The organism is Prevotella aff. ruminicola Tc2-24, assembly GCF_900110895.1.
Taxonomy (GTDB): Bacteria; Bacteroidota; Bacteroidia; order Bacteroidales; family Bacteroidaceae; genus Prevotella.
Genome location: NZ_FOIQ01000003.1, coordinates 160,186 through 173,331 on the forward strand (window position 1 = coordinate 160,186; position 13,146 = coordinate 173,331).

Genomic DNA, 13,146 nt, shown 5'->3' on the forward strand with positions numbered 1-13,146 from the left:
TTTTGCGAGAAAGGCTTTGTTTTTTGGCAAAAAGAACGACGGTTCCATGGAATTTGCCTATCTTTGCAAGCAGATTATAACAGACTAAAACTACAAGACAATGAGAAAGATATTTCTGACCATAATAGTTCTGTTGACAGTTACGGTCACATATGCTCAAGGAGAGAAAGCGAATGAGGTGATGAACATACTGCGCCAAGTGAACAATTACTTCATGGCGAAGCACTCCGACCCAACCCTTCCAACGAACGTAGGTCGTATCCGCCCCTCTTCGCTTTGGACACGAGGCGTTTACTACGAAGGACTAATGGCGCTCTATGAGATTGATGCCGACGAGCGATACATAGACTATACCGACCGTTGGGCCTGTTTCCACCAATGGACGCCACGTAATGGAGTGCAGACCAATGATGCCGACGACCAGTGCTGCGGTCAGACCTACGTAGACCGTTACCTCCAGAGTGGTGGCAAGGAGAAAATCATACATGTCATCACAAACCTGAACAATCAGATGAGCACGCCCAACACCAAGGCCTCGGTTAAGCAGGCTCTACGAGAGACCAACGCCAACGGCGAGTTGTATGGCTGGTGGACATGGATCGACGCCATCCAGATGGCCATGCCGCTTTATATGCAAGTATATAAGGTAACAGGCGACCGCCGATATGCCGATCACGCGATGAAGATGTACCGATGGACCCGTGACACACTGGCCGGTGGACTTTTCAACGAGCGGGAGGGTCTGTGGTGGAGAGATAAGGACTTCGTGGCACCCTATCAGACACCCGACGGTAAGAACTGTTACTGGAGCCGGGGCAACGGTTGGGTATACGCTGCCCTTGTACGTTGCATGAACCAGTTGTCACCCAAAGACCAGTACTATAAGGAACTCAAAAAAGACTTCCTGTTGATGAGCAGCGCCCTTAAGGTTTGTCAACGTCCAGAAGATGGGCTGTGGAACCCGAGTCTCGTATCATATGCCGACTTTGGCGGCAAAGAGACGACGGGCACGGCACTTTTCCTCTACGGTATGGCGTGGGGTATCCGGAAGGGAATCCTAAAAGAAAAAAAATACAAGTCCGTCTGCGACCGAGCCTGGGAGGGACTGGTACGCGACTGCGTACATCCTAACGGTTTCCTCGGTTGGGTACAGGGTACAGGAAAAGCCCCCTCGGATGGTCAACCGCTTTCCTACACGAAGGTACCAGACTTCGAGGACTATGGTACAGGCTGCTTTCTCCTCGGTGGAACAGAATACTATAAGCTCGTGAAATAATGAAAAGACGACATCTGAATAAAGCAAAGAGGTACAGAGGACTAGTATTTTATCTGGTTCTCTGTATTTCCGGATCTCTGTATTCAACAAAAGCATCTGCCCAGCGCACAACGGAAAGTCTGAACTTCGGTTGGGAGTTCCGTCTGAATGATGAGGGTGAATGGAAACAAGTGGATGTGCCTCATGACTTCCAGATAGAACAGCCTTGGGTAGCACCTGCTGCCGACGAAAAAGCCGACAATACCGATGTGGCGGCAAACATCAAGAGTCGTCTGTCTAGTCGGGGGTTCAAGGAAATGGGGAAAGGGTATTACCGTCTACACTATGTTCCGTCAGAGGAACTGAGAGGACAACGAGTACTGCTCGACTTCGAGGGCATCATGTATACAGCCGAGGTACTACTCAACCACCAGCGCATCGGCGGCACCAACTACGGATATGTAGGTTTCGAGATTGATATTACCGATGGACTAAGATATGGCGAGGACAACCTTATTGAGGTCGTTGCCGACACTCGTGAGCCGGGCAACTCCCGCTGGTATACAGGTGGCGGACTATTCCGAGATGTGCGTATCGTCACTACCCCGAAAGATCTGTTCTTCGGACGTCATCCGCTTTATATCACCACTAAAGAGAACAGATTCGTCAGTATCTCTGCCGAGTTCACCAACCGCACCAAGGACGAGGCTACACATATCGCAGTTCATATTCTGTCACCCGACAACGAGATTGTCTACGGTGATACCATCGCCATAAGACGACACAAGATGACCCGTCATCAGGAAGAGCGCATTATCACCGACGTGCGTATCCCCGACCCACAGTTATGGGATATCAACAGTCCTCGTCTCTATACCGTTAAGGCACAGTTATTACGCGAGGACGGAACGGTTGCCGACGAGACCAACGACCAGTTTGGTATCCGTACCATCGACTTCGGTCCAGACTTCGGACTGAAGCTCAACGGTCGCAAGGTGCTCCTGAAAGGCTATGCCAACCACCATACCCTCGGCGCTCTCGGTGCAGCCGCCTATCCCAGAGCCATCGAGAAGCGCATCCTACTGATGAAAGAGTTCGGCATGAATCATATCCGCACGTCTCATAACCCTTATAGTCGTGATTTTATCAAGCTCTGTGACAAACACGGCATACTCGTTGTCGACGAGCTCTACGACAAATGGACCCAGCAGCATACCGGTGGTAAAGTGCCCTTTGAAAGGCATTGGCAGGAAGAAGTCCCTGAATGGGTGAAGCGCGATCGGAACTCCCCGTCGGTCATCCTTTGGAGTCTGGGCAACGAACTGCAGCAGGACCCGAACATGCCGTTCAACGATTTCGGGGTGACAATGTATAAACTACAGAAGACCCTTCTCGAGCGTTATGATTCGACCCGTCTCGTCACCGTGGCCATGCACCCACGCTACCGTAACTGGGAAACGGACTCACTGCCACACGACTTGGCTATGCAAACCGATATCCAAGCTTACAACTATCGTTATATGTATTTCCCCGGTGACGGACGGCGCTTTCCATGGATGACGTTCTACCAGAGTGAAGCGTCGATAGCCGCTATGGGCCCGAACTTTTTCGAGATGGATATTGACAAGGTCGTCGGACTGGCCTACTGGGGTGCCATCGACTATCTCGGCGAGAGTCAAGGGTGGCCTGCTAAAGGTTGGGCACAGGGTGTGTTCGACATCTCCTTGGAACCGAAACCTAAAGCATGGCTCATGCGTTCAATGTTCAAACCAGAAGAGCCGATGGTCCATATTGCCGTCATCGACTCGAAAAACGATGTAATGTGGAATGGCATACAGACGGGCAACGACGGTATGAGCGACCACTGGTGCCGACAGTCTGGCACGCAGGTTTCCTTAATCACCTATACCAATGCCGACGAGGTGGAACTGCTACTCAACGGCAAGAGTCTGGGAAAGAAAATGAATCCAAAAGACGATCCCAAGCAGCGTAATCAGATTAGATGGGACCATATTACCTATCAAAACGGCAAGCTCGAAGCTATTGCCTACAATAGGGTTTCTTCTGACCAGCTTCACCATTTGACTCTGCCTAAAATGCCCAATCTTCAACTGAAGCCCGTGGCTCGTCACAGGATAGAGACAGTTGGCAAGGCCGTCAGACTCATGGCAACCAACGAGCCTATCAGATGGCTGGCCAACGGTACCGACCTGATGCATGTACGCATCGAGGCTGTCGACAGCAAAGGGCGTCGCGTACCGATGGCACAGGACGAACTGTGTTTCGAGGTTACTGGCGATGCCCGCATCGTGGCCGTTACCAATGGAGACATCAACAGCGATGAGTTGAACGTCACCAACCGTCGACATCTCTGGAACGGCTCAGCCATGGTCATCCTCCGGGCCGGTCGTCAGCCATCAAAGATTACGCTGACCACACGAAGCGACAACTTCATGTCTGTCAAGCTCCAGATGGAGACGCATTAAGAAACAAACGTTCGGCTATAATTCGTATAAAGGAAAAAGGCAGTTCCCATAAAGAAACTGCCTTTTTTCGTAGCGGGAGCCGGGATTGAACCGGCGACCTCATGATTATGAATCATGCGCTCTAACCAGCTGAGCTATCCCGCCGTCTTGCTGTTAAGCGGGTGCAAAGGTAGGCATATTTTTTCATTCCACAAAATTTTTTGAGGAAAAATCTTTTTTATTCCGGGAAAAATATTAATTTTGCAGCAAGCATCAAATAACTAAGAACTACAAAACATGACGAACAACGGCAGAATCGACATCGAGTATCCGCTGACAGCCAAGTCACCCAACATCATCTGGGATCTTATCAGTAGCGCCCACGGACTGGAACGATGGATGGCAGACCATGTGGATGAAGCGGATGGCGTATTCACCTTCACTTGGGGAGAGCCATGGACAGAGCAGGACGTACACACCGCACAACTCATTGAATATGTGAAGTACGACCATATCCGTCTGAAATGGGATGAGGACGAAGATGAAGACACTTATCTTGAGATGCGCATTGAGAAGAGCGACCTGACAGGACAATGGAATCTGCTTATCACCGACTTTGCCGGCAGGGAAGAGGAAGAAGACTTGCGGAACCTTTGGGCGGGGAACCTTGATAGACTGCACCGTACAAGTGGACTGTAACGATGGGCGAATCAAGCGTTAAGAATTAAGAATTAAGAGACAAAATTGTTGTAGTCTGACATTTTTATTGTAATTTTGCAGCCCGTAAGGCGCAAAATAGAAATGTTCCGGATTAAGAAATTAGACATATTCATCACCAAGCAGTTCGGACTGCTGTTCATTGGCACCTTCTTCATCTGCCAGTTTGTGTTGATGATGCAGTTCCTGTGGCGCTATGTGGACGAACTGATCGGAAAGGGTCTTTCGTTGGACATTATGGCACAGTTCCTCTGGTACATGGGCCTGATGCTATTGCCGCAGGCACTCCCCCTGGCAATACTGCTATCCTCTTTGATTGCTTTCGGAAACATGGGAGAGAGCTCGGAACTGACAGCCATTAAAGCTGCGGGTATATCACTGATGCAGGCCTTCCGTCCACTGATCGTCATCGTTGTGATGATCACCGGTGTCTCCTATTTCTTTCAGGACGTCATCGGACCAAAAGCCAACCTATCTTTCTACCAGCTATTTTTATCCATGAAGCAAAAGAGTCCGGAACTGGAGATACCAGAAGGTGTCTTCTATGATGGTATCGCCGGCTCGAATATCTACGTCCAGAAAAAAGACCTCACCACTGGCATGCTCTACGGTATCATGATCTACCGGCAGACAGGCAGCTATGAGGATCAGGCCATCATCCTGGCTGACTCAGGTATGATACAGTCGACAGCAGAGAAAAAGCACCTGCTGCTGAACCTCTACAGCGGTGAGTGGTTTGAGAATATGCGGTCACAGGACCTTGGCAGTACCGCCAGCATTCCCTATCGCCGTGAGACCTTTGTCACCAAACGTATCCTATACAACTTCGACAGAGGATTCAATCTGGCTGACCTTAACGACATCTCCGGTAGTGCTAGTGCCAAGAGCCTTAACAAGATCATGCACGACATCGACTCGATCAAGGAGTTCAATGACAGTGTAGGACTCGCATACTATAGAGAATCGAAGTCTTATCACCTTCGACTCCCCAACGTAAATAAAGAGGACTCCGTGAAGGTACTCAAGGAGGTTACCTCAGAGGACGTCTGCTTCGACTCGTTATACGCACGACTGAAGACCTCCAAGAAACAAGAGGCCGTGAGAGGTGCGCTCAGTCAGGTGCAGTCGACGATGAGCGACATGGAGATGAAAGGCGATTACACCAAGAGTTTACACCGCTACTATCGCAGTCACCAGATAGAGGCCATCAAGAAGTTCACGCTGTCACTGACATGCATTATCTTCTTCTTCATCGGAGCACCATTGGGGGCCATCATCAGAAAAGGAGGTTTGGGTGTACCTGTCATCATTTCAGTCCTGGTATTCATCATCTATTATATCATCGACAACACAGGCTACAGAATGGCCCGCGAGGATCAGTGGACTGTACCGTTTGGCATGCTCATCTCCTCGACGGTGCTCACACCCGTGGCAGCATTCTTTACCTACAAAGCCAACAAAGACTCCGTGGTATTCAACATCGATCTCTATAAGACCATAGTCATGCGAGTGCTCGGTTTACGCATGAAACGACACATCTACCGGAAAGAGGTGATTATAGAGGACCCGAAGTATGCTCTGGATGCTGAGAAACTGAAAAACGTCAACGAGGAAATTGAAAGCTACAGCGAGACACGCAAGCTTCTGCGCTGGCCCAATCCTATCAACGTGTTCTTCCATGCCGGTGATGACCAGCAAATGGAAACCATCAACGAGAAACTGGAAGAGACTATTGAAGATCTCAGCTATACCAGAGATAAGTTGATACTTACAGAACTGAACAATTACCCCATCATAGCCACTCATGCCCATACTCGTCCGTTCCGTCACAAATGGCTGAACATAGCGACAGGTCTAATCCTACCCCTTGGCATCTTCTTCTACTTCAGGATGCTGAGATTCCGTCTGAGACTATACAAGGACCTACGTACGATCCGTCATACCAGTGAGCAGATCATCCCTAGAGCAATGGAACTGGCCGGGCAACAAGAATAGCTAATATATATAATAAGGTGTACATATTATGGAAGAAATGAGACTTGACAACATAGAAGAAGCCGTCGAAGAGTTCGGCAAAGGCAATTTCGTCATCGTCGTAGACGACGAAGACCGTGAGAACGAAGGCGACCTCATTATCGCCGCAGAAAAGATCACGGCAGAAAAGGTGAACTTCATGCTGAAACATGCCAGAGGCGTGCTCTGTGCCCCCATCACCATCGAGCGCTGTAAGGAACTGGATCTACCTCATCAGGTACAGGATAACACCTCTGTACTAGGCACGCCTTTTACAGTCACTGTCGACAAATTGGAAGGATGCACCACCGGTGTCTCCGCCCACGACCGAGCAGAAACCATCAAGGCACTGGCCGACCCACAGTCGACCCCAGAGACCTTCGGACGACCGGGACATGTGAACCCACTCTATGCCCAAGAGAACGGTGTACTCCGCCGTAGCGGACACACAGAAGCTGCCATAGACCTCTGTAAGATGGCTGGACTCTATCCCGCCGGTGCCCTTATGGAGATCATGAACGAGGATGGCAGCATGGCACGACTGCCACAACTGATGGAAATGGCCAAAGAATGGAACCTGAAAATCATCAGCATCAAAGATATGATTGCCTACCGACTGAAGAAAGAGTCACTCATCGAAGTCGGTGAAGAAGTGGACATGCCTACGGACTACGGACATTTCCGACTGATTCCTTTCCGTCAGAAGAGCAATGGTCTCGAGCATATCGCACTGATTAAAGGCGAATGGAAGGAAGACGAGCCTATCTTGGTGCGTGTTCATTCCAGTTGCATGACAGGCGACATTCTGGGCAGCAAGCGATGCGACTGTGGCGAACAGTTGCACAAAGCCATGCAAGCCATCGAGAAAGAAGGCAAGGGGGTAGTGATCTATATGCAACAGGAAGGACGAGGTATCGGACTGATGAATAAAATTGCCGCCTATAAACTGCAAGAGGAGGGACTTGACACAGTGGATGCCAACGTACATCTAGGGTTCAAGCCCGATGAGCGAGACTATGGTTGTGGTGCACAGATGCTTCGTCATCTCGGCGTTCATAAGATGCGCCTGCTGACCAATAACCCCGTGAAACGTGTCGGACTGGAGGCTTACGGTCTGGAGATTATCGAGAACGTACCCATTGAGGTGACCCCGAACCCCTTCAACTTCCGTTATCTGGAGACGAAGAAAATACGCATGGGACACACCCTTCATCTGAAATAACTCTCAATTTGTCACTTTTTCGCTCCAAATAACGAAAAAGTGGCACATATCTTTCGTGTTCAGAAATAAAATGATTACTTTTGCACAAAATTTCTAAATCATATGGCACAATTATCCAATCGTCTGCAGCGTCTGGCTCCATCTGCCACGCTGGCAATGTCACAGAAAAGCGCAGAAATGAAGGCGCAGGGAATCGATGTTATTAACATGAGTGTGGGAGAACCAGACTTCAATACACCCGATGCCATCAAGGAAGCTGCCAAGAAAGCCGTAGACGACAATTACTCCAGATATTCACCAGTTCCGGGATATGCAGATCTCAGAAAGGCTATCGTAGCCAAATTAAAGAATGAGAATCAACTCGACTATACTGTTAATGAGATTCTGGTGTCGAATGGTGCCAAACAAAGTGTATGTAACACCGTGATGGCCCTTGTCAACGACGGCGAGGAGGTCATCATCCCTGCCCCTTATTGGGTGAGCTACCCTCAGATGGTGAAACTTGCCGGTGGTGAACCCGTCATCGTAGAAGCAGGTTTTGAACAGAACTTCAAGATAACTGCAGCCCAACTGGAGGCCGCCATTACCCCGAAGACCCGCATGCTGATTCTCTGCTCTCCCAGTAATCCAACAGGAAGCGTCTATAGCAAGGAAGAACTGAAGGCACTGGCCGATGTTATCCTAAGCCACGACGATCTGTTTGTATTAGCCGACGAGATCTATGAGCACATCAACTACGTCGGCAAGCACGAGAGCATTGCGCAGTTCCCCGGCATGAAGGAGCGTAGTATCATTGTCAACGGTGTGTCAAAGGCTTATGCCATGACAGGTTGGCGTATCGGTTATATTGCCGCACCAGAATGGATTGTCAAGGGATGCAACAAGTTACAGGGACAGTACACCAGTGGTCCTTGCTCCGTCAGTCAGAAGGCTGCCGAATTTGCATATACCTCAGACCAACAGTGCGTGGAGGATATGCGACAAGCCTTTGAGCGCCGCCGCGACCTGATTGTCCGTCTCGCCAAAGAGATTCCTGGTCTGGAGGTAAACATCCCAGAGGGAGCATTCTATCTATTCCCCAAATGCAGTAGCTTCTACGGAAAGAGTGACGGTGAGGTCACCATTAACAATTCTACTGACTTTGCCATGTACTTGCTGGAGAAGGGACATGTCGCCACAGTGGGTGGCGACGCCTTCGGTGACCCAGACTGTTTCCGCATGAGTTATGCGACAAGTGATGAAAACATTGTTGAGGCCATGACACGTATAAAAAACACTGTTGAAAAATTGAAATAAATCAATAAATTCTTAGTTAAAAGTTATTAATTCGTTTATTATAACGCTCGAAATTGCTATCTTTGCGAGGTGAATTTCGGCCATAGCTCGCGTATGCGCTGTGGTAGAGATGTAACTCACTCTAAATCGATAATTTACAATAAAACTTTTATAATAACTAAAAAAAATTAAAGATTCATTATGGCAACAACAACAAAGGCTGCAGCCCCAGCTAAGAAATCGGGCTTCCAGGGTATTAAAGCTGCATGGATTATTCTCGTTATCTGCTGTCTCGCAGGTTATGGTGTATGGTATTTCATTATGGGTAACCCCGACAACTTCATCGGTGGCGACCGTAGCGGCCATCCCGCAAACCTTCTTGGAACAGTGTATAAGGGAGGTTTCGTTGTAGGTCTTATCCTGACCCTTCTTTTCACCGTTATCTGCCTTGGTATCGAGCGTTTCTTCGCCATCCGTACCGCTTCTGGTAAGATCAACCTCGCTAAGTTCACCGCAGACGTGAAGAAGCTGATCAAGGAGCAGAAGTTCGAAGAGGCTGACAAGCTCTGTGACAAGATGCAGGGTTCTGTAGCTAACGTCGTAAAGGCTTCTATCAAGATGTACCAGACTGTCGAGGGTGACAGCACACTGAAGAAGGCCGCTAAGATCGCTAAGATCCAGCAGGCTCACGAGGAGGCTACTCAGCTGGAGATGCCTACTCTGCAGATGAACCTCCCGATGGTTGCAACAATCGTATCTCTGGGTACTCTGACCGCTCTGTTCGGTACTGTGCTCGGTATGATCGGATCGTTCCAGGCTCTGTCTGCTGGTGGTGGTGCTGACTCTATGGCTCTGTCTGCCGGTATTTCTGAGGCTCTTGTGAACACAGCATCTGGTATCTTGACCTCTTGGGTTGCTACCGTTGTTTACAACTTCTTCTCAAACAAGATCGACAAGCTGACTTTCGCTCTCGACGAGATTGGTTACACCATCGCTGCAACATACGATTCTAACCACAACGAGGCTTAATTTTTAACCATTTAAAACTTTAAAATCGGTTTTAGTATGGCTAAAATTAAGATACAGAAAAAAGACATCTGGATTGACATGACGCCTATGTCAGACGTGATGACGCTGCTTCTGTGCTTCTTTATGTTGACCTCAACATTCTTGACGCCAGAGCCGGTATCAGTCAACGCGCCTAACTCCGTGTCAGAGCTGAAGATTCCAGAGCAGGATGTGCTGAGCATTCTGGTAACCCCAGAGGGCCGCGTATTCTGTGGTACGGAAAACAAAAACAACATGCAGGCAATGCTGGACGCCATGACCGACAAGTTCGGTATCCAGCTCAATCCTAATCAGGTAAAGCACTTCCGTGAGGATGCGATGGTAGGTGCAAGCATGTCACAGCTCGCCAGTTACCTCAGTCTTGAACCTGACAAGATGACTGAGGCTATCCAGAAGCTCGGTCTGCCGCTTGATAGTATCAACGGAGGCAAGAGTGAATTCCAGGAGTGGATTACGGCTGCTCGCAGTGTTAACCCCGACATTAAACTCGCCATCAAGTGCGACTCAAAGACACCTTATTCTTCGATTAAGTTGTTGATGTCGGAGCTGCAGGACATGAGTGAGAACCGTTTCCAGCTTATCACGAACCTCGATGTTAAACGTTTAAACGACTAGTAGTATTATGGCAAAGAAAAATCTATCCAAGCAGAAGAAGATGGATACCCGCGTGAACTTCACGCCGATGGTAGACATGATGATGCTTCTGATTACCTTCTTCATGCTGTGTACTACACTGGCCAAACCGCAGGCTATGCAGTTGACCATGCCGTCAAACGACGACACGAAGGACATGAAAGAAGAAGATAAGCAAGTTACGAAGGCTTCTCACACCATTACCCTTTATCTGGGAAGCGACGACAAGGTATGGTATGTGGCTGGTCTGCCCAACTACGACGATCCCTCATGCGTTAAGCCGACCACCTATGGTAAGGATGGTATCGAGAAGGTTCTCAATGAGCACACAACAGAGGAAGGTATCAACCCGATCGCCAAGATCAAATTGGCAAAGAGAGAGCTTGATGCCAAGAAGAACGAATATGGTTCAAAGATGACCGACGAGCAGTATCAGGAACAACTCAAGAAGCTGAAGAAGGGTGAACTCCCCAACGGCGAGAAAGTTCCGACGATGACCGTCATCATCCGTCCTCTCAACACCGCTACCTATGCAAATATGGTGGCAGCCCTTGATGAGATGCTGATTAGCAATATTGATAAGTACGTCATTGACAATGTCGACAAGATGAGTGACGACGACAAGGCACTCATCGCAAAGGCAGGTGTCAAGTGATTAACCCCTAAAATGTAGAAAGAACTATGGCAAAAATAGATCTTATAGACAATGGCTGGGTCGACCTTGTGTTTGAAGGTAAGAACCAGGCTTATGGAGCTTATCAATTGCGCAAGAACACAGGTGCCCGTAACCTCAAGGCCCTCATCGTCATGTTTGTGGCTTTCTTCATCATCGCCGCAATCGTGTATGCGAAAGTCTCTATTGAGAACTATATCGCTTCACAGAATGCAGCTATTGAGGCTGACGTAGAGCTGGCTAGTCTGGCAGACAAGCAGGAAGCCAAGGCCGAGAAGAAAGACGAGCCTGAGGTTGAGAAGATTGAGATTGAGAAAGTCAAGAGCTCTGTAGCTTTCACCGTTCCTGAAATTAAGAAGGACGAGGAAGTGAAGGAAGAGCAGGAGATGAAGTCTCAGGAGGAGCTCCAGGAAACCAACACCGCTATCGGTGCCTTCACAGTAGAGGGTAACGACGAGGCAGCAGGTGAGGTGCTCAAGGTCAAGGAGACGATTGCAGAACCAGAGCCCCCGAAGGAAGAGATTACCAAGGTCTTCGACGTCGTGGAGGAGATGCCTTCGTTCCCTGGCGGTCAGTCTGCTCTGCTCGAGTATCTGTCGAAGAACATCAAGTATCCGGTAGTCGCCGAGGAGAACGGTGTGCAGGGGCGTGTCGTTGTAACCTTCGTGGTTGAGCGCGACGGTTCTATCACCGACGTGAAGGTTGTCAAGAGCGTTGACCCATCACTCGACAAGGAGGCTCAGCGCGTGGTTAGAACCATGCCTCACTGGATTCCTGGTAAGCAGAACGGATCGGCAGTACGTGTGAAGTACACCGTACCTGTGACCTTCCGTCTTCAGTAACCTGAATTGAAATGAACGCATTCAACAAATTCACAAGATTAGTTGGATTAACACTTATATTAGGCTTGTTCCCTGGATGTGGGAACAAGCCTAATCCTGCTTTAGAGGAGGCTTATCAGAAGGCTGCCAGCGTATTGGCATCCGATGAGAGTTTCTACCCCATCATTGACGAAGAATTATACTATTTCACGACACAGACTCTTGACTCCATCACACCTCTCTATATCAACGAGCAGGATGCGGTGAAGAAACTGATGAAGATCGAGACTTTCCTGGCCTTCACCACCCGTGACTTTACGGAAAAAGAGCGTAAGAGTCTGAAAGACCGGAAGTACTTGCCAAGAGCGATACCTATCGCGTATGACGGTCTGGCAATCATCGTCAATAACGCCAATCCCGACTCATGTATCACCATCAAGGATTTCCGACGCATCCTGAAGGGAGAGGTAACCCAGTGGAACGAAATCTATCCACACAACAAACTTGGCGATATCGACGTGGTGTTCGACAACCCCCTGTCAAGCACCGTGCGTTGGTGTGTCGATTCAATCCTCGGAGGACAGCAGTTCAGTACGGGGAAGAATATCGGTGCCGTGAAAACAAGCGCAGCCGTCATCGACTATGTTGAGAAACACGTAAACTCTCTTGGTATCATCGGCAGCAACTGGCTTAACGACAAGCGCGATACGACCAATGTCACCTTTAAGAAGAACATTAGTGTGATGGGGGTATCCAAGATGGACTCAGCAAAGAGCTATAACAGTTGGAAGCCCTATCAATATTACCTATATAACGGCAACTATCCTTTACGCCGTACCATCTATGCGCTACTTAATGACACGCGCAACGGAGTTCCTTCAGGCTTCGCCCATTTCGTACAACTGCCCAAGGGACAGAAAATCATTTTACGTGCAGGACTGCTCCCGAGATCGGCCAACATGAACGTACGTGACGTCATCGTCAACAAAGAGTGATTAAACTTT

The 13,146-nt window shown here is 48.9% G+C and carries 11 protein-coding genes and 1 tRNA gene; 11 read left to right on the top strand and 1 reads right to left on the bottom strand.

The genetic code is table 11. The annotated features are described in order from the left end of the window. The first annotated feature begins 100 nt into the window (after positions 1-100). Together BMY63_RS06985 and BMY63_RS06990 are read left to right on the top strand one after the other, a co-directional pair. Entirely contained in the window at positions 101-1,276 is a 1,176-nt protein-coding gene (locus tag BMY63_RS06985) for a glycoside hydrolase family 88/105 protein (RefSeq protein ID WP_091915617.1), read from the top strand. Continuing rightward, the gene (locus tag BMY63_RS06990) at positions 1,276-3,741 is read left to right on the top strand and encodes a glycoside hydrolase family 2 TIM barrel-domain containing protein (protein ID WP_091915619.1); all 2,466 of its coding nucleotides are present in this window, start codon (positions 1,276-1,278) and stop codon (positions 3,739-3,741) included. The genes BMY63_RS06985 and BMY63_RS06990 overlap by 1 nt, the downstream gene beginning before the upstream one ends. Before the next feature lie 70 nt (positions 3,742-3,811). Here BMY63_RS06990 and BMY63_RS06995 read toward each other — a convergent pair. After that, positions 3,812-3,885 (bottom strand) — tRNA-Met (locus BMY63_RS06995). Between the two features lie 132 nt (positions 3,886-4,017). Between BMY63_RS06995 and BMY63_RS07000 the strand changes: the two genes are divergently transcribed. The 9 genes from BMY63_RS07000 to BMY63_RS07040 all read left to right on the top strand — a co-directional run bounded on the left by BMY63_RS07000 (position 4,018) and on the right by BMY63_RS07040 (position 13,137). Next, positions 4,018-4,419 carry an START-like domain-containing protein gene (locus BMY63_RS07000; RefSeq protein WP_091901315.1) on the top strand — a complete coding sequence of 134 codons (402 nt, stop codon included), beginning with the start codon at positions 4,018-4,020 and terminating at the stop codon, positions 4,417-4,419. A gap of 102 nt (positions 4,420-4,521) precedes the next feature. Beyond that, on the top strand, positions 4,522-6,432 hold the full coding sequence (locus tag BMY63_RS07005) for an LptF/LptG family permease (protein WP_091915621.1): 1,911 nt from the start codon (positions 4,522-4,524) through the stop codon (positions 6,430-6,432). A 28-nt stretch (positions 6,433-6,460) separates the two neighbouring features. Continuing rightward, on the top strand, positions 6,461-7,672 hold the full coding sequence (locus BMY63_RS07010) for a bifunctional 3,4-dihydroxy-2-butanone-4-phosphate synthase/GTP cyclohydrolase II (protein ID WP_091915623.1): 1,212 nt from the start codon (positions 6,461-6,463) through the stop codon (positions 7,670-7,672). Between the two features lie 102 nt (positions 7,673-7,774). Continuing rightward, on the top strand, positions 7,775-8,968 hold the full coding sequence (locus tag BMY63_RS07015; RefSeq protein WP_091901309.1) for a pyridoxal phosphate-dependent aminotransferase: 1,194 nt from the start codon (positions 7,775-7,777) through the stop codon (positions 8,966-8,968). Between the two features lie 180 nt (positions 8,969-9,148). Then, a complete protein-coding gene (locus BMY63_RS07020) occupies positions 9,149-9,976 on the top strand; it encodes a MotA/TolQ/ExbB proton channel family protein (RefSeq protein WP_091901307.1) in 828 nt (275 codons plus the stop codon). 36 nt (positions 9,977-10,012) lie between these two features. Continuing rightward, complete coding sequence (locus BMY63_RS07025; protein WP_091915626.1) at positions 10,013-10,630, top strand: ExbD/TolR family protein; 618 nt, start codon at positions 10,013-10,015, stop codon at positions 10,628-10,630. Positions 10,631-10,637: 7 nt separating this feature from the next. After that, on the top strand, positions 10,638-11,303 hold the full coding sequence (locus BMY63_RS07030; protein ID WP_091901303.1) for an ExbD/TolR family protein: 666 nt from the start codon (positions 10,638-10,640) through the stop codon (positions 11,301-11,303). Between the two features lie 26 nt (positions 11,304-11,329). Continuing rightward, the gene (locus BMY63_RS07035) at positions 11,330-12,163 is read left to right on the top strand and encodes an energy transducer TonB (protein WP_091915628.1); all 834 of its coding nucleotides are present in this window, start codon (positions 11,330-11,332) and stop codon (positions 12,161-12,163) included. An 11-nt stretch (positions 12,164-12,174) separates the two neighbouring features. Continuing rightward, positions 12,175-13,137 (top strand): PstS family phosphate ABC transporter substrate-binding protein, encoded by a 963-nt coding sequence (locus tag BMY63_RS07040; protein WP_091915630.1) that lies wholly within the window; start codon positions 12,175-12,177, stop codon positions 13,135-13,137. Positions 13,138-13,146: the final 9 nt, after the last annotated feature.

Bases quoted from the DNA above. Each gene is read 5' to 3' on its own strand.
- BMY63_RS06985 (WP_091915617.1), top strand. From the start codon at position 101: ATGAGAAAGATATTTCTGACCATAATAGTTCTGTTGACAGTTACGGTC.
- BMY63_RS07020 (WP_091901307.1), top strand. From the start codon at position 9,149: ATGGCAACAACAACAAAGGCTGCAGCCCCAGCTAAGAAATCGGGCTTC.
- BMY63_RS07015 (WP_091901309.1), top strand. From the start codon at position 7,775: ATGGCACAATTATCCAATCGTCTGCAGCGTCTGGCTCCATCTGCCACG.
- BMY63_RS07035 (WP_091915628.1), top strand. From the start codon at position 11,330: ATGGCAAAAATAGATCTTATAGACAATGGCTGGGTCGACCTTGTGTTT.
- BMY63_RS06990 (WP_091915619.1), top strand. From the start codon at position 1,276: ATGAAAAGACGACATCTGAATAAAGCAAAGAGGTACAGAGGACTAGTA.
- BMY63_RS07030 (WP_091901303.1), top strand. From the start codon at position 10,638: ATGGCAAAGAAAAATCTATCCAAGCAGAAGAAGATGGATACCCGCGTG.
- BMY63_RS07025 (WP_091915626.1), top strand. From the start codon at position 10,013: ATGGCTAAAATTAAGATACAGAAAAAAGACATCTGGATTGACATGACG.
- BMY63_RS07040 (WP_091915630.1), top strand. From the start codon at position 12,175: ATGAACGCATTCAACAAATTCACAAGATTAGTTGGATTAACACTTATA.
- BMY63_RS07000 (WP_091901315.1), top strand. From the start codon at position 4,018: ATGACGAACAACGGCAGAATCGACATCGAGTATCCGCTGACAGCCAAG.
- BMY63_RS07010 (WP_091915623.1), top strand. From the start codon at position 6,461: ATGGAAGAAATGAGACTTGACAACATAGAAGAAGCCGTCGAAGAGTTC.
- BMY63_RS07005 (WP_091915621.1), top strand. From the start codon at position 4,522: ATGTTCCGGATTAAGAAATTAGACATATTCATCACCAAGCAGTTCGGA.